This is a genomic window from Erythrobacteraceae bacterium WH01K (assembly GCA_027941995.1).
Lineage (GTDB): Bacteria > Pseudomonadota > Alphaproteobacteria > Sphingomonadales > Sphingomonadaceae > CAJXSN01.
This window is the reverse complement of sequence record CP115966.1, coordinates 197,084-219,881: the sequence shown is the minus strand read 5'-3', so window position 1 is coordinate 219,881 and position 22,798 is coordinate 197,084. Positions and strand designations below refer to the sequence as shown.

The 22,798-nt window shown below is 64.0% G+C and carries 20 protein-coding genes; 9 read left to right on the top strand and 11 right to left on the bottom strand.

Annotated elements, in window-relative coordinates; genetic code table 11:
- Position 1 precedes the first annotated feature (1 nt).
- Positions 2-535: an inorganic diphosphatase gene (ppa, locus tag PF049_01100; protein ID WBY16796.1), complete on the bottom strand. Its 534-nt coding sequence runs from the start codon at positions 533-535 to the stop codon at positions 2-4.
- A 132-nt stretch (positions 536-667) separates the two neighbouring features.
- Here ppa and hisS point away from each other — a divergent pair, with 132 nt between their 5' ends.
- The 6 genes from hisS to metK all read left to right on the top strand — a co-directional run bounded on the left by hisS (position 668) and on the right by metK (position 7,677).
- A complete protein-coding gene (gene hisS, locus PF049_01095) occupies positions 668-2,011 on the top strand; it encodes a histidine--tRNA ligase (GenBank protein WBY16795.1) in 1,344 nt (447 codons plus the stop codon).
- A complete protein-coding gene (gene prfA / locus PF049_01090) occupies positions 2,011-3,078 on the top strand; it encodes a peptide chain release factor 1 (GenBank protein ID WBY16794.1) in 1,068 nt (355 codons plus the stop codon). Before hisS ends, prfA begins: the two co-directional genes overlap by 1 nt.
- A 19-nt stretch (positions 3,079-3,097) precedes the next feature.
- Positions 3,098-3,949, top strand: coding sequence for a peptide chain release factor N(5)-glutamine methyltransferase (gene prmC, locus PF049_01085; GenBank protein WBY16793.1), 852 nt, complete (start codon positions 3,098-3,100; stop codon positions 3,947-3,949).
- 201 nt (positions 3,950-4,150) lie between these two features.
- On the top strand, positions 4,151-4,762 hold the full coding sequence (locus PF049_01080; GenBank protein ID WBY16792.1) for a DUF4167 domain-containing protein: 612 nt from the start codon (positions 4,151-4,153) through the stop codon (positions 4,760-4,762).
- Between the two features lie 25 nt (positions 4,763-4,787).
- Positions 4,788-6,392: an apolipoprotein N-acyltransferase gene (gene lnt / locus PF049_01075; GenBank protein WBY16791.1), complete on the top strand. Its 1,605-nt coding sequence runs from the start codon at positions 4,788-4,790 to the stop codon at positions 6,390-6,392.
- 49 nt (positions 6,393-6,441) lie between these two features.
- Positions 6,442-7,677, top strand: coding sequence for a methionine adenosyltransferase (metK, locus tag PF049_01070; protein WBY16790.1), 1,236 nt, complete (start codon positions 6,442-6,444; stop codon positions 7,675-7,677).
- A 51-nt stretch (positions 7,678-7,728) separates the two neighbouring features.
- Here the strand turns inward: metK and PF049_01065 are convergent, their stop codons facing one another.
- The 6 genes from PF049_01065 to PF049_01040 all read right to left on the bottom strand — a co-directional run bounded on the left by PF049_01065 (position 7,729) and on the right by PF049_01040 (position 12,343).
- The gene (locus PF049_01065; protein ID WBY16789.1) at positions 7,729-8,136 is read right to left on the bottom strand and encodes a hypothetical protein; all 408 of its coding nucleotides are present in this window, start codon (positions 8,134-8,136) and stop codon (positions 7,729-7,731) included.
- Positions 8,137-8,218: 82 nt separating this feature from the next.
- Positions 8,219-8,767: a MarR family transcriptional regulator gene (locus PF049_01060; protein WBY16788.1), complete on the bottom strand. Its 549-nt coding sequence runs from the start codon at positions 8,765-8,767 to the stop codon at positions 8,219-8,221.
- Positions 8,768-8,846: 79 nt separating this feature from the next.
- Positions 8,847-9,983, bottom strand: a complete 1,137-nt coding sequence (locus PF049_01055) for a CaiB/BaiF CoA-transferase family protein (GenBank protein WBY16787.1) — start codon at positions 9,981-9,983, stop codon at positions 8,847-8,849.
- A gap of 84 nt (positions 9,984-10,067) precedes the next feature.
- Entirely contained in the window at positions 10,068-10,733 is a 666-nt protein-coding gene (locus PF049_01050) for a CoA transferase subunit B (protein WBY16786.1), read from the bottom strand.
- Between the two features lie 13 nt (positions 10,734-10,746).
- Positions 10,747-11,616, bottom strand: coding sequence for a hypothetical protein (locus tag PF049_01045; protein WBY16785.1), 870 nt, complete (start codon positions 11,614-11,616; stop codon positions 10,747-10,749).
- 7 nt (positions 11,617-11,623) lie between these two features.
- Complete coding sequence (locus PF049_01040; GenBank protein WBY17945.1) at positions 11,624-12,343, bottom strand: CoA transferase subunit A; 720 nt, start codon at positions 12,341-12,343, stop codon at positions 11,624-11,626.
- A 367-nt stretch (positions 12,344-12,710) separates the two neighbouring features.
- Here PF049_01040 and PF049_01035 point away from each other — a divergent pair, with 367 nt between their 5' ends.
- On the top strand, positions 12,711-15,038 hold the full coding sequence (locus PF049_01035; GenBank protein WBY16784.1) for a CDC48 family AAA ATPase: 2,328 nt from the start codon (positions 12,711-12,713) through the stop codon (positions 15,036-15,038).
- Between the two features lie 34 nt (positions 15,039-15,072).
- Here the strand turns inward: PF049_01035 and PF049_01030 are convergent, their stop codons facing one another.
- Both PF049_01030 and polA read right to left on the bottom strand, forming a co-directional pair.
- Positions 15,073-16,161 (bottom strand): mechanosensitive ion channel, encoded by a 1,089-nt coding sequence (locus PF049_01030; GenBank protein WBY16783.1) that lies wholly within the window; start codon positions 16,159-16,161, stop codon positions 15,073-15,075.
- A 56-nt stretch (positions 16,162-16,217) separates the two neighbouring features.
- Positions 16,218-19,073 carry a DNA polymerase I gene (polA, locus tag PF049_01025; GenBank protein WBY16782.1) on the bottom strand — a complete coding sequence of 952 codons (2,856 nt, stop codon included), beginning with the start codon at positions 19,071-19,073 and terminating at the stop codon, positions 16,218-16,220.
- A 105-nt stretch (positions 19,074-19,178) separates the two neighbouring features.
- Here polA and PF049_01020 point away from each other — a divergent pair, with 105 nt between their 5' ends.
- Positions 19,179-19,661 carry a hypothetical protein gene (locus PF049_01020; protein ID WBY16781.1) on the top strand — a complete coding sequence of 161 codons (483 nt, stop codon included), beginning with the start codon at positions 19,179-19,181 and terminating at the stop codon, positions 19,659-19,661.
- Between the two features lie 110 nt (positions 19,662-19,771).
- Here the strand turns inward: PF049_01020 and PF049_01015 are convergent, their stop codons facing one another.
- Both PF049_01015 and PF049_01010 read right to left on the bottom strand, forming a co-directional pair.
- Complete coding sequence (locus PF049_01015) at positions 19,772-20,785, bottom strand: class A beta-lactamase-related serine hydrolase (protein ID WBY16780.1); 1,014 nt, start codon at positions 20,783-20,785, stop codon at positions 19,772-19,774.
- Between the two features lie 164 nt (positions 20,786-20,949).
- Entirely contained in the window at positions 20,950-21,360 is a 411-nt protein-coding gene (locus PF049_01010) for a host attachment protein (protein ID WBY16779.1), read from the bottom strand.
- A gap of 73 nt (positions 21,361-21,433) precedes the next feature.
- Here PF049_01010 and PF049_01005 point away from each other — a divergent pair, with 73 nt between their 5' ends.
- Entirely contained in the window at positions 21,434-22,798 is a 1,365-nt protein-coding gene (locus PF049_01005) for a phosphotransferase (GenBank protein ID WBY16778.1), read from the top strand.

Sequence of the window (22,798 nt, the reverse complement as noted above, 5' to 3'; positions counted from 1 at the left end):
ATCAGCCGCCGGTCTTGTACCGCTCGATAGCTTCCAGGACGATCTGGCGCGATTCCGCCCGGTCGCCCCACTTGCCGATGCGGACCCACTTTTCCTTCTCCAGGTCCTTGTAGTGGGTGAAGAAGTGCTCGATCTGCTGGAAGATGATCGAGGGCAAATCCTTCGTCTCGCCGACGTCGGAGTAATAGGGGAAGGTCGTGTCGACCGGCACGCAAATCAGCTTTTCGTCCCCGCCATGTTCGTCTTCCAGGTTCAGCACGCCGATGGGCCGGGCGCGCACGACGCAGCCCGCCATGAACGGGCTGCGCGCGATGACCAGCGCATCCAGCGGATCGCCATCGGGCGACAGGGTGTGGGGCACGAACCCGTAATTGGCCGGATAGCGCATCGGCGTGTGCAGGATGCGGTCCACGAACAGCGCGCCCGATTCCTTGTCGAATTCGTACTTCACCGGTTCGCCGCCGGTCGGCACTTCGATGATGACGTTGAGATCGTCGGGGGGATTTTCGCCGGTCGGGATCTTGTCGATGCGCATGGTCGAACCTTGTAATCGCGTAGAAGGGATGTTGCGCCGCCGCGTCTAGCGCGGTCACGCGTCACTGCAACCGCCAATTGCTGCGCTGCGGCGATATTGCGGCAATCCGCCGCCTCGCCTAAGCGGCTGGTCATGAGCAAGACCCCCCAAGCCATCAGAGGCACGCAGGACATCTTCGGCGCGGATGCGGAAAGCTTCGCCTTTGTCGTCGAAACCTTCGAACGTGTCCGCAAGCTCTACCGCTTTCGCCGCGTCGAGATGCCGGTTTTCGAGAAGACCGAGGTGTTCAGCCGCGCCATCGGCGAAACGACCGACGTGGTGTCGAAGGAAATGTATTCGTTCGAGGATCGGGGCGGCGATTCCCTGACCCTGCGCCCGGAATTCACCGCAGGGATCGCGCGCGCATTCCTGACCAATGGATGGCAGCAGCATGCCCCGCTGAAGGCTGCGACCCATGGCCCGCTGTTCCGGTATGAACGCCCGCAGAAGGGCCGGTATCGCCAGTTCCACCAGCTGGACGCGGAAATCATCGGCGCGGCCGAACCGCAGGCGGATGTGGAACTGCTGGCGATGGCCGACCAGGTGCTGAAGGAGCTGGGCATTACCGATGTGACCCTGCATCTGAACACGCTGGGCGACGGCGACAGCCGCGAGGCGTGGCGCGCCGCACTGGTCGAGCATTTCCGCGCGGTGAAGGACGAGCTTTCGGAAGATTCGCAGGAGCGGCTGGAGAAAAACCCGCTGCGTATTCTTGACAGCAAGGACCACCGGGATCAGCGCTTTGTCGCCGACGCACCGAAGATCGACCAGTTTCTGTCGGGCGATGCCCGGGCGTTCTTCGATGCCGTGACCGGCGGTCTCGATGCAGCGGGCGTCAAATGGGTTCGCGCCGAAAGCCTCGTGCGCGGGCTCGATTATTATCGCCACACCGCATTCGAGTTCGTTCCCGACGAAGGCAGCGCGGCGGCGGATGCGCTGGGCAGCCAGAGCACAATTCTGGGCGGCGGGCGCTATGACGGGCTTATGGAGAGCCTCGGCGGTGCAGCCACACCTGCGGTTGGCTGGGCAGCAGGCATTGAGCGGCTGGCGATGGTTGCCCGCCCGCCGCTTTCGAATACAGAGGTATTCGGAGTGATTGCTGAGAACCCAGAATCTCTTACTCTCGCCCAAGAAATTGCGACCTTGCTTCGCTCACAAGCCCTAGAAGTCGATCAGGTATTTCAAAGTAACCCACGCAAGCAGATGGACAAATTGAAGAGAAGAGGGATCACCACAGCTCTGTTCATCGAGAGTATGCCCAACCAGAACGGAAAAAGATGCGGTTTGGTATACGCGAAGCGCACCCATGGTTTCCGCCACCCAGTACACAATATCGTCGGAAATCGAATTGGCCAGAAATACAAAATTGTAGCCTATGATCCCGATGGTTTCGAGCACGATAACCACCAGACAAAATTGATGTTCAGCGAGTATTGATGACCGTACCCGCCGAACGCCTGCGACAGATCGCCCAGCGCTTCGCCGAGATCGAGGCGCGTCTTGCTTCCGGCACGCTGGAAGGGGACGCCTTCGTCCAGGCGAGCCGCGACTATGCCGAACTCGAACCGGTGGCGAAGATCGCCGCGGAGGTCGAGGCTATGCGGGCGGAAACGGTCGAGCTCGAAGAGATGCTGGCCGATCCGGAGATGAAGGCCATGGCGGAGGAGGAACTCGCCGCAATTGCCGCCCGCCTGCCGGAGGCGGAGAAGCAGCTCGCCATCGCGATGTTGCCGCGCGACAGCGCCGATGCGAAGCCTGCCATGCTGGAAATCCGCGCCGGGACGGGCGGCGACGAGGCGGCGCTTTTTGCAGGCGATCTTTTCCGGATGTACGAACGCTTCGCTGCCGAACAGGGCTGGCGCGTCGAACCTGTCAGCATGAGCGCGAGCGAAGTCGGCGGCTTCAAGGAAATAGTCGCCAACGTCACCGGCAGCGGGGTTTTCGCCAAGCTGAAGTTCGAAAGCGGTGTCCACCGCGTCCAGCGCGTGCCCGAAACCGAAAGCGGGGGGCGCATTCACACCAGCGCCGCGACGGTCGCGGTCCTGCCGGAACCGGACGACGTCGATGTCCAGATCGACCCCACGGAACTGAAGATCGACACCTACCGCGCGAGCGGGGCGGGCGGCCAGCACGTCAACACGACCGACAGCGCCATTCGGATCACCCACCTGCCGACGAACACCGTCGTCACCTGCCAGGATGGCCGCAGCCAGCACAAGAACCGGGAGAAGGCGATGCAGGTCCTGCGCGCCCGCCTGTTCGAACAGCAGCGCGACGCCATGCAGGGCGCAGAAGCGGAAGCGCGCAAGGCGATGGTCGGCAGCGGCGATCGCTCCGAACGAATCCGGACGTATAATTTCCCGCAAGGCCGCGTGACCGACCACCGGATCGGCCTGACGCTGCACAAATTGCCGGAAATCATCGCCGGGCCCGGCCTTGGCGAACTGATTGGCGCACTGATCGCCGAAGACGAGGCGAAGCGCCTTGCAGCCCTCGCCGAATAGCGGGCCTGATTGTGTGCCCGTGACCGTCGCCGATGCCATCCGGCAGGCTGCCGGAAGATTGGCCACGGTCAGCGACACGGCTCGGCTCGACGCCGAATGGCTTATGGCAGCGGCGCTCGATGTTCCGCGCAGCACCATGCTGCTGACCCGCATGCAGGACCCCGCGCCGCAAACTTTCGCCGCGATGGTCCGGCGGCGCATGACGGGCGAACCGCTGGCCTATGTGACCGGCAGCCAGTCCTTTTACGGGCGCGAATTCATCGTTTCTCCGGCCGTCCTCATTCCCCGGGCCGACAGCGAATCCGTGGTGGAGGCGGCGTTGGGGCTTTTGCCGGAGCGTGCCCGCATCCTCGATTGCGGGACGGGATCGGGCGCGCTGTTGCTCACCTTGCTGGCGGAGCGGGCCGATGCCTCCGGTCTCGGGATGGACCGTTCGCCGTATGCGCTGGCCATCGCCCGGCGCAATGCAGAGGCGCTGGGCGTCGCAGGCAGGGCGGAACTGATCGAAGCCGACTGGACGCAGGCGGGCTGGAAATCCGGATTTGGCCGCTTCGACCTGGTCATCGCCAATCCGCCCTATGTGGAAAGCAGTGCAACACTCGACGACAGCGTCCGCAACTATGAACCGCATGAGGCGCTGTTTGCCGGGCCCGATGGGCTGGGCGACTACCGCGTCCTGATCCCGCAATTGCCATCGCTCCTGTCGCCCGGCGGGGCCGCGGTCGTCGAAATCGGGTGGCAGCAGGCCGAATCGGTCGGCGCGCTGGCGCGCGAATGCGGAGCCGACGCTGAGACGTTCCGTGACCTTGCCCAAAGGCCGCGGGGACTGGTTTTGCGCTTTGGGGTTGGCAAAGGCGCAGCGAAGGGCTAAATCGAAGTCAAGACCGGTGATAAGCGTTTATTTGCTGTCGCGGTCTTGATCCAACATTTGCCAGTGAAATGCGGGTCCCGGAGCGGGGCCTTGCGTGCTAGGCAAGTGAGGGGCCGTGACCTGAGCCACAGTGCGGGCACGGCGAGGGGCTTTGCGAGTGCGCCCCGATGAGAGCGCTACGCTACTGAGGAAGAGTATTCCTTGAACAACCAACGCAATAACAACAGGCGTCGCGGTCGCGGCAACCGCAACCAGGGCGGTGGCGGCAATCCCAATGCGATGAACCGCATCGACAGCCGCGCACGCGGCAACGCGCCCCAGCTTCTCGACAAGTACAAGAAGCTGGCGCAGGACGCGCATCACAATGGTGACCGTGTGCAGCAGGAATACTACCTGCAGTTCGCCGACCATTACTTCCGCGTCATCGCCGACAACAAGGCACGCCAGGACGAACAGCGCGCCAAGCGGGATGCCGAGCGCGGCAATGATCGCGGGTCGGACGACAATGACGACGATGGCGAGGAAAACCGCCGTCCCCGTCGCAATACGCGCCAGCGCCGCGACGGGAATGACGAGGGCCGGAACGAAAATCGCGACGACAATGCGTCCGATGACCGCGAAGTGGCCGAGGAAAAGCCCAAGGCGAAGCGTACGCGCAAGCCCAAGGCTGCCGAACCCGATGGCGAGATCGACGCAGCGGTCCTGCCGCCCTCGATCTCTGCCGATGACGGCGAGAAGAAGCCGAAGCGCGCACCCCGTGCCCGCAAGCCGAAATCGGATGACGACGATACTGCGCTAAGCGCGGTCGGCTGATCCCGTGCAGGCGCAGGGCGACGCGGTGTTGGATGCGCCGCGCGCACTTCCCGCAATCTTCGTCCGCTATCCGCGCCTAACAGCCATAGCTGCGGGCGCGGTGGGCGCCTTCGGCTACCCGCCTTACGGCCTGTGGCCCCTGGCGCTGCTTGCGATTGGCCTGCTGGGCTTCCTCGTGTGGAGCGCGGCAAGCTGGAAGCGGGCCGCCCTGATCGGCTGGCTCTGGGGCTGGTCGCATCTTTCGGTGGCGAACAACTGGATCGCCACGGCGTTTACCCACCAGGGCGAAATGCCCGCTTTCCTGGGCTGGATCGCGGTGCCTTTGCTCTGCGTCTATCTTGCAATCTATCCCGCGCTGGCAGCGCTTGCAGCCTGGCGGGCGACGCGGGGCCGAGGCGCCAACGTCTTCGTCCTTGCCTTCGCCGCTGCGTGGATCGTTACCGAGTGGCTGCGTAGCTGGGTTTTTACCGGCTATCCGTGGCCGCCGCTCGGGCTGACATTGCTCGGACCGCTCGACCGGCCCGGCTGGGCTTCGCTCCTGCCGTGGCTGGGGACTTATGCCCTGTCCGGTATGGTTGTCCTGTTCGGCGCATGGCTCGTGCTCTTCGCCTATCAGCGGCGCTGGGCCTGGCTCGCTGGCGGGTCTGCCCTCCTTGCTGCGGGGATGTACCTGCCAGGTGGGAACGACGCTGCGGAAGGGACCCTGCGCTACACGCTGGTCCAGCCCGATCTCGACCAGGCCGAACTGAACGATCCCAGACAATACGAACCGGCCTTCCTGACCCTGGCCGCGCTTTCCGCACGGGAGGACGACGCAGAGCCGCGCATCGTTCTGTGGCCGGAATCCGGGCTGCCTGACTACCTGCGACCCGGCTATCCGGCGCGCTATTACGCGGCGACCACCGCGCAGGCCGATCCCGACTACGCCCGCCAGCGGATCGGTAACGTCATCGGGGAAAACAGCCTGCTGCTGACAGGTGCACAGGACCTGCGGATCGAAACGGTGGACGGCGCTCCGAAAGCGACGGGGGCCTACAATGCCGTGACCGCGATCGACAGCGAGGGCGAACTGATCGGCAGTTACGCGAAGGCGCATCTCGTGCCTTACGGAGAATATCTTGCCCTTCGCTGGTTGCTGGAGCCGCTTGGCGCTTCCCGGCTCGTCGCAGGCACTATCGATTTCATCCCCGGCCCGGGGCCGGCGACGCAGGATTTCGGCCGATTTGGCCGCGTCGGGGTGCAGATTTGCTACGAGATCGTGTTCAGCGGGCAGGTGACGGAGCGCGGCAATCGGCCGGACTATATCTTCAACCCGTCCAATGACGGCTGGTTCAGCTATTGGGGGCCGCCGCAACACCTTGCACAGGCACGGATGAGGGCGATCGAGGAAGGCCTGCCGGTCCTGCGTTCGACCACCACGGGGATCAGCGCGGTGATCGATGCGGACGGAGTCGTTCGCGACCATCTGGGTCCGGGCGTGCTGGACCGGATGGAAGGGTTCGTGCCGCCGGCGAAGTCGCCGACCCTGTTTTCCCGCATGGGCAATGCGCTCGCCATCCTGTGGGCGCTCGTCCTGATCGGGGCGGCATACGCGGCCTCGTCGGTTGCAAGGCGGCGTACGCGTGGCTAAGTCCGTCTCAAACACATAAAGCTTTCTTTATATTGAGGCTCCCGACTTCATGCGCAGCAATTATCTCTTCACCTCCGAAAGCGTATCCGAGGGGCATCCCGACAAGGTTTCGGACCAGATTTCCGATGCCATCGTGGACCTCATGCTGGCGAAGGATCCGGAATCGCGCGTAGCCTGCGAAACGATGACGACGACGCAGCGCGTCATTCTTTCCGGAGAAATCCGCTGTGCCCCGATGTATAATGCCAAGAAGGAAGAATGGCGCGAGAACGGCGGCTGGGCGCCGGGCGCGAAGGAAGAGATCGAGAAGGTCGTTCGCCGCACCGTGCGCGAGATCGGGTACGAGCAGGAAGGTTTCCACTGGGAGACGCTGACCTTCGAGAACCACCTGCACGGCCAGTCGGTCGAAATTGCGCAAGGCGTCGATTCCAGCGGTAACAAGGACGAGGGTGCCGGGGACCAGGGCATCATGTTCGGCTTTGCCTGCGACGAGACGCCGGACCTGATGCCGGCGACCCTCGATTACAGCCACAAGATCCTCGAACAGCTCGCCGCCGATCGGAAAAGCGGCACGGCGCCGTTCCTCGAGCCGGACGCGAAAAGCCAGCTTTCGCTGCGCTACGAGAACGGCAAGCCGGTCGAATGCACCGCGGTTGTCGTCTCGACCCAGCATGCGAAGGGCTATCACGAGGGCGAGAAAGAAGCCGAGCTGAAGAAATACGTGAAGGGCGTGGTCGCCGCGATCCTGCCGGAAGGGTGGCTCAGCGACACGACCGAATGGCACATCAACCCCACCGGTGCCTTCGAGATCGGCGGGCCCGACGGGGATGCCGGGCTGACTGGTCGCAAGATCATCGTCGATACCTATGGCGGCGCGGCCCCGCATGGCGGCGGCGCGTTTTCGGGCAAGGATCCGACCAAGGTCGACCGCTCCGCCGCCTATATCACGCGCTATCTTGCCAAGAACATCGTGGCGGCGGGCCTCGCGACGCGCTGCACCATCCAGCTGGCCTATGCGATCGGCGTGTCGAAGCCGCTCTCGCTCTATGTCGATACGCACGGAAGCGGCACGGTTTCGGACGAGGCGCTGGAAAACGCCATCGGGACGATCGAGGCGCTTGGCGGCCTGACCCCGCGCGGCATCCGCGAACATCTGGGGCTCAACAAGCCGATCTATCGCAAGAGCGCGGCCTATGGCCATTTCGGCCGGACCTCGGAGGGCGATCATTTCCCGTGGGAACGGACCGATCTGGTCGGCGACCTCAAGGCCGCAGTCGGTTCATGAAAGAAAGGGCGGCCTGATCGGGCCGCCCTTTTCATTTCGGGTCGCAGGACGTCAGCCTAATGCGACGCCGGGTGCCTGCGGGCCTACAGGATTGCCGTAGCTGTCCTCGCGCAGCCATTCGCCCACCTTGCGGCCGAACTTGGCGACGGCGTTCATGTTGAAGAAGTGCATGATGCCGAGGACGACGACGACCAGCCCGATCTTGCTGGACAGGAACCGGATGGTCCCCGCGACGCTTTCGGGCGCGTCTCCGAACCGCAGGGTCAGGAGGATCCAGCCGAGATTCACCAGGTAGAAGCCCACGACCAGAAGGTGGTTGGTCGAACGGGCCAGCATGGCGTCATGCCCGAAGCACTCCTTCAGGAAGACGATGCCGTTCTTCGACAGGGTCCGCGCCACCCAGATGGTCAGGCCGACGCTGATAAGCAGGTAGGCGATATAGGCCGGGACGAGATACATAAGTTGCTCCTGTTATTTCTGTAATTTGAAATAGATGCTCGCGGTTCTGTCGTGGGTGCTCCTTGCTGTCAGGGGTTCGGGACTACGTGCCGCTCTTCCCACCGCCGGGTAGGAGCCTTGCGACCTTGCCCCCCAGCTTCATCAGGGTAATCAGCGTGGACTTGGGCAGGCGGCGCACATCGGCGTACCAGTTCGAAAGATTGCCGATGAAATCGTGCATGCGCTCGATCCGTTCGCGCACATGCGGAGCGACATCGTCCCGCTGTGCGAGGCTCTTCGAAAGCTCGCCGAGCAGCTGGATCGTCGGGTCGATTTCGCGGCGCTTTCGCTCCGCAGCGATCTTCATTAACATATTCCAAAGGTCGGTGTCCGCGACGAAGTGATCGCGTCGATCGCCCTCGACATGGACCCGTCGCACGATCTGGTAGGATTGCAGTTCCTTCAGCCCGCTCGAGACATTGGAACGCGCCAGACCCAGTGTCTCGCAGATTTCCTCCGCGTGACGCGGGCGGTCCGAAAGATAGAGCAGGGCGTGGATCTGGGCGACGGAGCGGTTGACCCCCCATTCGCTGCCCATCTCCCCCCAATGGAGAACGAAGGCGCGGACTTCGGGAATATCCTGCATCGGCATGACGACTCGCTCCGTTCGTTGTTTCTGTAATTACAGAAATCGCAGGAGCGGTCAGGGAATAGCAGCGCCGGCCCTTGTCCTAATCGTGCTTCCCGTGAGCGGGTGAGGGAGTGTCCAGCGCCAGTTCGGCGCCCGAAAACGCGAAGGGACTACGCACGCCCGCAACGCCATCCAGTTCGATCTTCATGCCCCGGTCCATGATTTGCGGATCGCTGAAAACCTGGTCGATGTCATTGATAGGACCGGCAGGCACGCCTGCCTCCGCGCAGGCGGCGAGGAGGTCGGACCGGGTCCGGGGCCGCGTTGCCTCCGCGATGATGCGGTCCAGCTGGTCCCTGTTGGCGAGCCTGCCCTCGTTCGTCGTGAACCGGTCGTCCTCCAGCAGGTCCTCGCGCCCCAGGACTTTCAGGGTCTTGCGGAACAGGCCGTCATTGGCCGGGGCGAGGACGATCTGTCCGTCGCTGGCCGGGAAGACGCCATAGGCGCTGACCTGCGCGTGCTCATTGCCCATGCGCGGCGGATTCTGGCCTGTCGCAAACAGGTGCATGGCCTGGCTTGCCAGCAGTGAAACCGAGCAATCGAGCAGTGCCATGTCCACATGCTGCCCGCGTCCGGTGCGCTCCCGCATCGCGAGCGCCGCCTGGATGCCGATGACCGAATACAGACCGCAGGTGAGGTCGGAGATGGAGATGCCCATTTTCATCGGCTGCCCGTCCGGTTCGCCGGTCAGCGCCATGAAGCCGCTCATGCCCTGTATCACGAAGTCGTAGCCTGCCTCGTGGGCGCGCGGCCCGGTCTGGCCGAATCCGGTCACCGAGCAGTAGACGAGCCCAGGATTGGCCGCCGATAGAGATGCGTAGTCGAGCCCGAATTTCGTCAGGCTGCCGGTCTTGAAGTTCTCGACCAGCACGTCGGCCCCGGCGGCCAGGGTACGAACGCGGTCGAGGTCGGCTGTGTCGCGAAAGTCTGCCACGATGGACCGCTTGCCGCGGTTCGCCGCGTGATAATAGGCAGCGGAACGTTCGCCATCGTGCTCGATCCACGGCGGGCCCCACTGGCGGGTTCCGTCGCCCTCCGGGCTTTCGACCTTGATGACGTCGGCCCCCAGATCGGCCAGCGTCTGCCCCACCCACGGCCCGGCGAGCACGCGTGCGAGTTCGAGGACTTTCAGCCCGGCGAGCGGGGCATTCGGATTGCGCGGTTTATCGAGCCACATGGTCTGGCCGATTGTGCCACCATCGTCACCGGGTCAAGGGACCGCGGCAGGTGAAACGCGCTGCAGGAAGCCGGCAAGCCTATGTCAGGCGGCCACGGCCAACGCCGTTTCGTAATGCGCCGTCGTCTTCTCTGCCACTTCATCGGCCGTGACGCCCGGCGCCAGCTCTATCAGGCGGAAGGGACCGTCATGGCTCTGACGCTGGAAGACGCCGAGGTTCGAGATGATCATGTCGACCACGTTCGTGCCGGTCAGCGGCAGCGTGCATTCGGGAATGAATTTCGGGCTGCCGTCCTTCGCATTGTGATCCATGACCACGATGATCTTCTTCACGCCCGCGACGAGGTCCATGGCGCCTCCCATGCCCTTGATCATCTTGCCCGGGATCATCCAGTTGGCGATATCGCCGTTCTCGGCCACTTCCATGGCGCCCAGCACGGTCAGGTCGATATGGCCCCCGCGGATCATCGAAAAGCTGGTTGCGCTGTCGAAATACGCGCTGTGGTCCAGTTCGCTGATCGTCTGCTTGCCCGCATTGATCAGGTCCGGGTCTTCCTCCCCCTCATAGGGAAAGGGCCCGATGCCGAGCATCCCGTTTTCCGACTGCAGCGTGACCTGCATGCCGTCGGGAATATGGTTCGCGACCAGCGTCGGGATGCCGATGCCCAGATTGACGTAGTAGCCGTCCTCGAGTTCCTGCGCCGCGCGGGCTGCCATCTGGTCGCGGGTCCATCCGTGTGTGTCAGTCATGACTATCCGTCTTTCAGTCGATTGGGTTGGGGGCGATGAACCACCGCGTTCCGATCAGGCGCTGCAGAGGAGCAGCGGATTCCGGGCGAAGCAGATGGTCGTAAAGTTCATCGAAATCGGCTTTCTCGTCGCCGAGCATTGCCAGGATACAATAATCCTCAGCCAGGTCCCTGCGCCTGGTCTGCTTCCGATCCGTTGGATAACGCATCGTTACCAGCGTGTCTTGTCCCGATACATCCAGGCCCGCGGCTGAAAGGCTGCGGCGCACCGCGCCCGCGCGATCCGCCGTATGGCCGGTAATCCAGAGCACTTCCACATCACGGTCCCTGAGGCCAGCAAGGGCCCGTCCAAGATGGGGATTGTTTCGCTGCGTGTTTGCAAGCGGGGCGAGCGCGTCCACGGGATCCATGTCGAGCAACACGGCGGATGGCTGATCGCCGCAATCGGTCAGTTCGGCGTCCAGCCTGTGCGGATTGAGCAGCATTGCGGACTGCCGCGCGTCGCCCGTTCCGGCCCCGCCGATTGCCTGGGCTAAGGCAGCGCCGAAAAACGCATCATACACTGGCTTAGCGGGCGCGGTGGCGGCGCTGTCGACCGATGATCCCATCGCCGCGCCATCGGCGACGACTTCCGGCGTTTCGGTATGTCCGCTTTCCTCCATCGCAACCATGCCGATACAGGACGCCGGTGCGAGAGTTGTGGCATTCACGCCAGCGTATTGTGCGATACCTTGTTCGGTCGCGGCAGCCGTCGCCTGCTCCTGCTGGCCGCGGGTGGCCATGATCGATCCGGCAGCGACCGGGATCAACGCCGCTGCGCAGCCGGATAGGAAGGAAGCCGCGATGGTCGCAGCGACAATCCGGGGCAAGGTGGCCTGGGACATGGCGAACTCAGGCAGTCTCGCGTTCGCGCACCGTGCGGAATTCGATCTTCTTGTCGTAGGGCGCGCCCACGATCATGCGCTGGACGAATACGCCGGGCAGGTGGATGTGATCGGGGTCGAGCGAGCCGGCCGGCACGATCTCCTCGACCTCGACGACACAGACCTTCCCGCAGGTCGCGGCCGGCTGGTTGAAGTTGCGCGCCGTCTTGCGAAACACGACGTTCCCCGTTTCATCCGCCTTCCATGCCTTCACGATGGAAAGGTCGGCAAACAGACCGTGCTCAAGGATATAATCCTCAGGCCCGTTGCCGGTGTCGAACTGCTTCACCTCCTTGCCTTCGGCCACTTGGGTGCCGACGCCGGTCTTCGTGTAGAAGCCGGGGATGCCTGCCCCGCCTGCGCGCATCCGCTCTGCCAGCGTGCCTTGCGGGCAGAACTCGACTTCCAGTTCGCCTGACAGGAACTGGCGTTCGAATTCCTTGTTCTCGCCGACATAGGAACTGATCATTTTCGCAACCTGCTTCGTGCGCAGCAGCTTGCCGATCCCTTCATTGTCGATCCCGGCATTGTTGCTGGCGAAGGTGAGGCCGGTCACCCCGCTGTCGCGGATCGCGTCCAGCAGGCGTTCCGGGATGCCGCACAGGCCGAAGCCCCCGCTGGCGATCAGCATGTTGTCCTGGAGGACGCCCTCGAGGGCAGCGGCGGCATCGGGATAGAGCTTGTTCATCGGGCCTCGTGCAAGCAGGTGGCGTTTCGGCATCGGGCAATAGGAGCCGCGCATGATTCTGTCACCCCTTCGGCACCATGTGCGGAATTCTCGAGTCCAGCTAAGCTGAAGCTCTAGTGTTGCGTATTTTGCAACAGATCATGCCCCTTTCGCACTTGCACAAAATCATGCTGCACTGCACATAGGGCAGGCCTTACAGGCATCCTCTCCCAAACTTTTCAAGCCCGGCCGGTTTATCCAGCCGGGCTTTTTTCTTGCCCGCTCCCGTCGTCGCAGGACCGATTGCGATGTTCGGTCATTTGAAAGCTGGGCGGGGCACTCCTAGCTAGGCGTCTCGCATCATGTTGAGCGAAGCACAGGAGAAAGCATGGCCGACGCGGATACGGCAGTCGAACAGAAGCAGGTGAGACTGCAGGTGGCAGCGGCCAGGCAGGAGGAATCGGGGCAGGGCATCGCCCGCATGCCGCGTTCCGCATTCCAGGCCCTGGGCATCACCGAAGGCGACGTCGTCGAGATCGAGGGCAAGCGTCCTACCGTCGCAATCGCCATGCCCGCCTATGACGAGGATCAGTCGCTGGAAGTGGTCCGGCTCGATGGCCTCCAGCGCGGCAATGCCGAGGCCGGCTCGGGCGAGCATGTTGTCATTCGTGCTGCCGAATCGAAGCCTGCGACCCGCGTCGTTTTCGCGCCCGCCAGCCGCGAAATGCGCCTGCAGGGCCCGACTCAGGCGCTGAAGCGCAATTTCTTCCGCAAGCCGGTACTGGCGGGCGATCTCGTCGCGACAACCGGGCAGCAGCCGGTCCAGAACATGCCGCCCGAAGTGCGCCGCATGTTCAACGCGCCGGCCTATGCGCTGACCCAGATCCGCCTGTCCGTCCATTCCACTACGCCCAAGGGTATCGTCCATATCGACGAGAATACCGAGGTCGAGCTGCGTGCCGAGTTCGAGGCGCCGCGCGATGCGCGTGCTGTCGTGAATTACGACGATGTCGGCGGCATTGATGATACGATCCAGCAATTGCGCGAAATGGTCGAACTGCCGCTGCGCTATCCCGAGCTGTTCACCCGCCTCGGTGTCGATCCGCCCAAGGGCGTGTTGCTGCATGGCCCGCCCGGAACCGGCAAGACGCGGCTGGCGCAGGCCGTTGCCAATGAAAGCGATGCCGATTTCTCTATCATCAACGGCCCGGAAATCATGGGGTCGGGCTATGGCGAGAGCGAGAAGCGCCTGCGCGAAGTGTTCGAACAGGCGGCGCAGAACGCGCCGGCGATCGTCTTCATCGACGAAATCGACTCCATCGCGCCCAAGCGCAGCCAGGTCAGCGGCGAGGCAGAAAAACGCCTGGTCGCACAGCTCCTGACCCTGATGGACGGCTTGGAAGCGCGCGTCAACGTAGTGGTGATCGCCGCTACCAATCGCCCCGATGCCATCGACGAGGCCTTGCGCCGACCGGGCCGCTTCGACCGGGAAATCGTTATCGGTGTGCCCGACGAAAGCGGCCGCCGCGAAATCCTCGGCATCCACACGCGCGGCATGCCGCTCGGCGACAGGGTCGATCTGAAGGAATTGTCGCGGATGACCTACGGCTTCGTCGGCGCGGATATTGCCGCGCTGGCCCGTGAGGCGGCGATCGACGCCGTGCGCCGGATCATGCCGCGCATCGATCTCGACGAGCGGACCATCCCGCCGGAGGTTCTCGAGGACCTGTGCGTGACCCGCGAGGATTTCCTCTCCGCCCTCAAGCGTATTCAGCCCAGCGCCATGCGCGAGGTGATGGTCCAGGTGCCGCAGGTCGGCTGGGACGATATCGGCGGCGTGGACGAGTCGATCGAGAAGCTGAAAGAAGGCATCGAGCTTCCGCTGAAGAACCAGGAGGCGTTCCGCAGGCTCGGTATCCGTCCGGCCAAGGGTTTCCTCCTCTACGGCCCGCCCGGCACCGGCAAGACCCTGCTGGCGAAGGCGGTCGCGAAGGAGGCGGAGGCGAACTTCATCTCGATGAAGAGCTCCGACCTGCTGTCCAAATGGTATGGCGAGAGCGAGCAGCAGATCGCCAAGATGTTCCAGCGCGCCCGCGCCGTCGCTCCGTGCGTCGTCTTCATCGACGAGATCGACAGCCTCGTGCCTGCCCGCGGTTCGTCCGGGATGGAGCCGCAGGTGACGGGCCGCGTGGTCAATACGGTGCTGGCGGAGATGGACGGTCTGGAGGAATTGCAGTCCGTCGTCGTAATCGGTGCGACCAACCGGCCCACGCTGGTCGATCCCGCGCTGCTGCGGCCGGGCCGGTTTGACGAACTGGTCTATGTCGGCACGCCGAACCGAAAGGGGCGCGAGCAGATCCTGGGCATTCATACCTCGGAAATGCCCCTGGCAGCGGATGTCGACCTCGGCGAAGTGGCCGCGAAGACGGACCGCTTCACCGGCGCCGACCTCGAAGACGTGGTCCGCCGCGCCGGCCTCAACGCGCTGCACCGGGAAGGTACGGAGGTGACCGAAGTCTCCGCCGCCGACTTCACCGAGGCGCTGGAGGACAGCCGTGCAACCGTGACCTCCAAGATGGAGGCGGAATACAAGAAAATGCGCGGCGAGCTGAAGAAGCGGGCGGCGGAAGCCATGCCGATCGGCTTCGTGCATGAGGGCATGGTCGAAAGCACCCGTGCGAAGAAGCACGGGGATACGACCGACCAGGCCGGCTAGGCTACGGCTTTCCGGTGCGAATGCGGGCGGGCCCTCAGGGTTCGCCCGGTTCGTTCGCCTTCGCATGGCCGCCCGGAACTTCCAGCCGGTGGCGGATCAGCGCCTCGGGCTGGGTCAGGTTGAGCCACTCGATCATGTGCTCGCGAACATCGCAGCGCAGGGCAAACAGATCGCCGATCGTATTCGCACTCATCGCGAGGCGCATTTCCTTCGATTCCGGATAGGCTTCTGTCAGCAGCGCGCCTGCGGTCCTCTTGTCCCACAGTTCGTGCCCCTCGACGAAACGCAGGAATTCGGCCCGGATCGCGGCGACATCGGCAATCGGGTCGAGATGGAGGAAGACCGGGCCGGTGAGCGATTCGTCGCGGCGCGACCAGTTCTCGAAGCTCTTGTCGAGAAACTCGCTGGTCGGCACGATCACCAGTCGCTCGTCCCACGTGCGCACGGTGACGAAGCTCATCTTGATTTCCTCGACCCGGCCCGTGTGTCCGTCGACCACCACCAGGTCGCCGATGCGGACCGGCTCGGTGATCGCCATCTGAAGGCCCGCGATGAGCGACTTCAGGGCCGGCTGCGCCGCAGCGCCGATGGCCAGGGCGGCCAGACCTGCCGAAGCGAGTAGCGTCGTGCCAATGTCCCGTACGCCCGGCACATCCAGCAGCATCAGGCCGACCGTGATGACGACGATGGCAACGGTCGCCGTGCGCGAGAGAATGGCGATCCGCGTCCGGCGGCTGCGCGTGGCCACGGGATCGTCGCTCGCCTCCAGCCGCATTTCCAGCGCGGCGGCCATGGCTTTCACCACGGTGTAGGCGATCCAGCCCAGGATGGCAGGCCGCACGAAGCGCGCGACCGGTTCCCAGAAGCTGCCGAGCCAGGCGTTGCTTTCCGCTGCGAGGGTGACGGACATGGCCAGCATCGCCCATTTTACGGGCTTGCGAAGCTTGTCGATGATCACCGCGCTGCTGCCATTGCGGTCGACGGCCACCAGTCGGCCCAGAATCGCGAAAATGACGCGGTAGAGAAGATAGGCGATGGCCAGGGCCAGCACCAGCACCACGCCTGCCTCCAGGGCGGCTTCGGTCGGCACCTGCCAGTTGGCGGGATTGAGCTTTTCGAACATTCCCGTCACTTATGGAACGGGGCAGCGCGGTTCAACGCCCGCGATGCAGCGCGTCGTCAGTGCGCGGCATCCCAGCTTGCCCCGGTCCCGATCTCGATCCCCAGTGGCACGCTGAGTTCGACGGCGGGCAGCGCCGCTTCCGCCATGACCCGCTCGATGACCGGGGAAGCTGCCGCGACATCGCCTTCGGGCAGTTCGAACACCAGTTCGTCGTGCACCTGCAGCAGCATGCGGACATCGTTCAGGCCGGCATCCGCCAGGGCAGGCAGCATGCGCGCCATCGCCCGCTTGATGATATCGGCGCTCGTCCCCTGAATCGGCGCATTGACCGCGGCGCGTTCGCTTCCCTGCCTCTCCGTCTGGTTCTTCGACGCGATGCGGGGGAACCATGTCTTGCGACCGAATAGCGTCTCTGAATAACCGCGTTCGCGGACCGATAGCAGCGTTTCGGAGATGTAGTTCTTGATACCGGGAAAGCGTTCGAAATAGCGGTCGATCATGGCCTGTGCCTCGTCCGCCTCGACCCCCAGCCGCCCGGCGAGGCCCCAACGCGAGATGCCGTAGAGGATGGCGAAGTTGATCGTCTTCGCCTGCGCACGGGTATCGCGGGTGACGTCGCCGTACATTTCCTGCGCGGTGCGGTTGTGGATGTCCTCGCCCTTCTCGAAAGCGTCCTTCAGCGCGTCGACATCGGCCATGTGCGCTGCCAGCCGCAATTCGATCTGGCTGTAATCGGCGGCCAGCAGGACATTGCCGTCCTCGGGCACGAATGCCTCGCGGATCTGGCGGCCAATGGGCGTGCGGATGGGGATGTTCTGCAGGTTCGGATCGGTGCTGGACAGTCGCCCGGTCTGCGCGCCGACGAGGCTGTAGCTGGTATGCACGCGTCCGGTATCGGGATTGATGGCCGCCTGCAACGCCTCGGTATAGGTGGAGCGAAGCTTGGTCAGTTGGCGCCATTCCAGCACCTTCTTCGCAATGTCCGCCCCTTGCGCGTCGAGCTTTTCCAGAACGCTCTGGTCGGTCGAATACTGGCCGCTCTTGCCTTTCTTGCCGCCCTTGTATCCCATCTTGTCGAACAGGATGTCGCCCAGCTGCTTCGGACTGCCGACGGAAAATTCCTCGCCAGCGATCTCGTGGATGTCCTTTTCCAGGCTCGCGGTCTGGCTGGCGAATTCCTCCGACAGCCTGGCGAGGCGGGAGCGATCGACCTTGATGCCTTCGCGTTCCATCCGCGCGACGACGGGGATCAGCGGGCGATCGACCCGCTCGTATATCTTCGTCCCGCCTTCTATCGGCAGGCGCGGCTTCAGGTGCCGGTGCAGTCGCCAGGTCACCTCGGCATCCTCCGCCGCGTATCGGGTGGCCTTGTCCAGCGGCACGTCGCCGAAGGGTATCTGCTTCTTGCCGGTACCGCACACCTCCTTGAAGGTCATGCAGGTATGGCCGAGATGGCGCTGGGCCAGTTCGTCCATCCCGTGGCCGCCGCCGATGCCGCTTTCCGCGCGGCCGGCATCCAGCGCGAAGCTGACGATCATCGTGTCGTCGATCGGGGCGACGTGGATGTCGTGGCGCGCCAGGACGTTCAGGTCGTACTTGATGTTCTGGCCGATCTTCAGGACCGCGTCGCTTTCCAGCAGCGGCTTGAGCGCGGCCAGCGCTTCGTCCAGCGGCACCTGTTCGGGCCGTTCGGCGAACATGTCGCTGCCGCCGCCATCGACATTGTGATGGGCAAGCGGGATGTAGCACGCCTCGCCCGCCCCGGTGCACAGACTCACCCCGACAAGGTCCGCCTGCATCGCGTCGAGCGCGCTGGTTTCGGTATCGACGGCGATTTCGCGGGCGGCGAATGCTTTCTCGATCCAGTGATCCAGCCGCTCGCGCGTCTGTACGGTTTCGTAGGCGTCGCGGTCGATCGCGGGCCAGTCGGGCAAAGGCTGCCGATCGCCGGCGGGCGCAGCATCGGCGCCCTTCTTGTCCGCCTTCACGGGATTGAGATCGTTCTTGCGATCGGGACTGCCCGAGCCTGCGTCCAGCCGCCGCAGAAGGCTGGTGAAACCATGGGTCTCGAGGAAATCGGCCAGCGGACCTTCGGGCACCCCGTCGAGCTTCATGTCTTCCAGCGGAACGGGGAGCGGGCAGTCTTGCTTCAGCGTCACCAGCACCCGGCTCAGCTCCGCATCGGCACGGTGTTCGAGCAGGCGTTCCTTCAGCTTGCTCTTCTTCATGTCGGCGGCGGCATCCAGAGCGCCGGTCAGCGATCCGTGTTCCTGGATCAGCTTGGTCGCGGTTTTCGGCCCGACCCCGAAAATGCCCGGGATATTGTCGACCGAATCGCCCATCAGGGCCAGCACGTCGCCCACCAGTTCGGGGCCGACACCGAATTTCTCCTCGACTTCCTCCGTCCCGATGCGCGCGCTCTTCATCGTGTCGAGCATGTCGATTGCGCCGATGCCGTCGCCGCCGGGACCGACCAGTTGCATCAGGTCCTTGTCCGAACTGACGATGGTGACGTCGAAGCCCTTCGCAGCGGCAGCCCGGGCGTAGCTGGCGATCATGTCGTCGGCCTCCACATCGGGTTCCTCGATGCAGGGGAGGCTGAAAGCGCGGGTGGCATCGCGGATCAGCGGGAACTGGGGGACCAGATCCTCTGGCGGGTCGGGCCGGTTGGCCTTGTATTCGCTGTAGATCTCGTTGCGGAACGAGTGGCTGGATTTGTCCAGGATGACCGCGAGATGCGTGGGCCCGTCCGCCTTGTCGAGGTCGTCGGCCAGCTTCCACAGCATGGTGGTATAGCCATAGACCGCGCCTACCGGCGTGCCTTCCGGGTTGGTCAACGGGGGCAGCCGGTGATAGGCGCGGAAGATATAGGCGGAACCGTCCACCAGGTAGAGATGCTGTTTATCGGACATGCCGCCCTGCTAGCAGCGCAGGGGAAGAAGGTCAGCCGCATTTCGTGTTGCGGGCGGCGCGAACGGACGATGTGCCTTCCTGGACATAGGATGCGGGCGCGCGCAATGATGGCGGAAAAGCGGCGGAAATGGGACATCCCGGCGCAGATTAAGGCAAGAATGTGGCGAATTATGGCAAAAAGGCTTGCGCTGCCACAAAGCCGCCACTATTTAGGGATTCGAAGCCGCCCATGTGGGGGAGGTTTCTCTACCAGGCCCGACACCGGGCCGGGTGGTCTAACCACTCGACAGAGTAAGGAAATTAATATGCGTAAGATTGCACTCGTCGCCGCTGCTACCGCAGCTCTCAGCCTTGCCGCTTGTTCGGAAGGCACGCAGGACGCTGCAGAAGCAACCGCCGAAGGCGCCATGGCTGACACCGAAGCCAACATGGACGCAATGGCTGAAGGCACCGAAGACGCAATGGCTGACGCCGAAGCCGGTGCTGAAGAAATGGCTGCAGACGCCGAAGCAGGCGCTGAAGAAGCTGCTGTCGAAGCAGAAGCTGCCATGGAAGGCGAAACCGAAGAAGAAGCTGCTGCTGATTAAGCGCGCTTCCCTTTCGGGAAAACAAGAAGGGCGGTGCCGCGAGGCGCCGCCCTTTCTTTATGTCCATTTGCCGAGCCGGCGTCGGGGTGCCGGCCTGCGTTCGTGTCCGGTCAGCCGCCCGGATAGGTTGCACCGGTCCAGTTGCGGCCGGGCCGGGCGACCATGCCGTCATAAAGGGCGCGCGCGATCTCCGCGATCTTGCGTTCGCGGTTCAGCTTCGCCCCCTGTCCGGTCACATAGATGGCGACCGCTATGGAGCGGCCATTGGGACCGCGGATGATGCCGACATCGCTCGACGTGTTGTTGAGCGAACCGGTCTTGTGCATCACTTCGGCCCCGGCAGGCATCAGCGCCGGAATCCGCCGCTTGCCCGTCCGCGTGCGGCTCATGGAACCGAGGATGACGCTGCGGCTGGCATCCGACAGGACACCGCCATTGTTCAGCGCCGCCAGCATCCGCACGATATCGCGCGGCGTCGCGCTGTCGCGCATGTCGATATAGGTCGCCGGGTCGTATTCGCCGTCGTCCCGCACCAGCGTCGCGATGTCGCGATCGATGCTGAAATTGCGGAAACCGTTGCGATAGGCCCAGGCGTTCACGGCCCGCGGGCCGCCGACTACGTCCAGCAGGGCGTCGGTGGCGGTATTGGACGACCGCGTGATCATGATCTCGATCAGGTCGCGTGCAGCCATGTAATTGCCCTTGCGCACGGGCGCGGTGGGCGAGCTGTACTTCGCCGAGCGAAGCGGAATGAGAAGCGGGAATTCGCTCGACAGGCTCCACCGCCCCTGCTCCGCGCCTTCGAGGAAGGTTGCGGCAACCGCGATCTTGCTGGTCGAGGCCATGGGGAAGCGCTGGTCGGCCAGCACCATGACTTCCTCGCCCGTGCTGAGGTCGAGCGCGGCGACCCCGATTCGTCCATCCGAACCGTCCGCGATTTGCGCAATGCGGCGTTCCAGCGCGGTATCGTAGACGGCGCTGAAACTCTGCGGCGCACGCACCTCGGTGCCGAACGTATTATCGAAGGCAGCTTCGAGATTGGTGGTCTGGGCAGAGGCCGGTGCGGCGGCAAGGCCGGTAAAGGCGGCGAGGGATACGGCGAGGGAAAAGAGAACGCGTTTCATAGGGTCCGGAACGTAGCTAAGCCATGGTTGGCAAATGCTTAACAGACTTTCGCGCGCGCTCCTGCAAGCCTGTTTCGGGTCCGGACGGGCTCCTGATGCGATGAACGACTCTGCATGTGCGACGGATCGATCACGCCGCACATGCAGGACATCGAAAAAGCCTTTTAGCTGTTGGCCAGGATCTCGCCGATCTTGTCGAGCGTCTCGCCGGTCACGGTCTTGTCGACTTCTCCGACCAGCCGCTTCTCCAGTTCCGAGTGATAGTGCCGCCGCATCTCGCCCAGCGTCTTGGGGTCGGCGACCACTACCAGTTCGCTGATCTCGCCTGCCACCGCCTTCTCGTTGAGCCATTCGGCAACGGCGGCACCGTGGGCCAGTTCGTCGAGCTGGGTACTGGTGCCCTTGTCCTGGCCGGCATCGTCCTGGTGCTTCACGCCGGCGCTGTAATTGCTCGCCGACAGGCTGGGTTCTTCCAGCTTCTCCAGCTTCGGCTCGAAAATCTGCCCGGTATTGCGGGTGAAGATGAAGCGTTCGCCATCGGCAATGGCGACATGGGCATTGTGGGGTATTTTCATGAGTGTCGTCTCTCCTTTTCCCTGTCCCAACGAGCGAGGCTGCGAATTGTTGCGTTGATAAAGGTGGCGGGGAATGCGACCACTGCCACCGATGGGAGACAGGGATAGCGATCTGGCAGAAGGGCTGGCCCGCGTGGCGGCACGGGCCGGACTGGGCCCGCCGGGTCCGCTGAAAAGGCTGACGGGCGGGGCCACGATGGAAAGCTGGCGGTTCGACGCCGGCGAAGAAAGCTACGTCCTGCGCCGTTCCCCCAGCGAGGCCTTCATGGCCGATCGCCCCTTCGGACACGATGTGGAGGCCGCAGTCATCCGCGCAGCCCATGCCGGAGGGGTGAGCGCGCCCGAAGTTGTGGCGGAGCTGGAGCCTGCCGACGGGATCGGTTCGGGCTTCGTCATGCGCGCCCTGCCCGGCACGCCCGATCCGAAGGTCATATTGGCTACCGGCGAAGCGGGCCGGCTCCTGGCCGAATGCGCAGCCCAGCTGGCACGTATCCATGCTTTGCCAGCGACCGCCATTCCGGGTTCCGTGCCGACGCTCGACCCGCGCGAGGGCATCGCCGCTTTCCGCGAGCAGTTCGAGGCTGCCGGGGGCGACAGGCCCGTCATCGCGCTCGGCATTCGCTGGCTGATGGACAATGTTCCGCCGCCTGTGGAGCCGGTGCTCAATCACGGCGATTACCGCGTCGGCAATCTGCTGGTGGAGGATGGCTGGCTGACCGGTGTGCTCGATTGGGAACTGGCGCACTGGAGCGACTGGCACGAGGACCTCGCTTTCGGCTGCATGGCTGTGTGGCGGTTCTCGCGCTACGAACGGGAGGCGCTGGGGCTGGGCAGTATCGAGGAGTATTGCGACGCGTATGAAGCGAATGGCGGGCGCGCAGTCGACCCCGGCCGATTTCGATTCTGGATGGTCTATCGCACGGTCTGGTGGGCGCTTGGCTGCCTGCGGATGGGCGAGACCTGGCGCAGCGGCGCGGACCGCACGCTGGAGCGGGCCGTGATCTCGCGGCGGACGAGTGAGCAGGAACTGGACCTGCTGATGCTGCTGGAAAGTGAGGCGGATGAAAGCGAGCGCGCCCACCGAGTCGAGCATCCCGGCTACAAACCGCTGCCGGAAGGGGAGGCCGGGTTCGGCGAGCTTGCCGCCGCGATCAGCGAATGGCTCGTTTCGATCAAGGACCGGATGGAAGGGCATGACCGTTTTCAGCTTGCGGTGGCCCGAAACGCACTCGGAATGATCGAACGGGAGGAAAGCATGGCCGCGCCGCACGATCTCGATCGCGATCTGGCGCAACGGCTGCTGGCAGGAGAGCGGTCGCTCTCCACGCCTTCGCTTCTCTGGCATTTGCGCAGTGTCGCGCTGGCAAAGGCCGAAGTCGATGCGCCCAGATACCCCGCGCTCGCTGTCGCGCGCAAGAAATGGACCGGAGAGGACTGA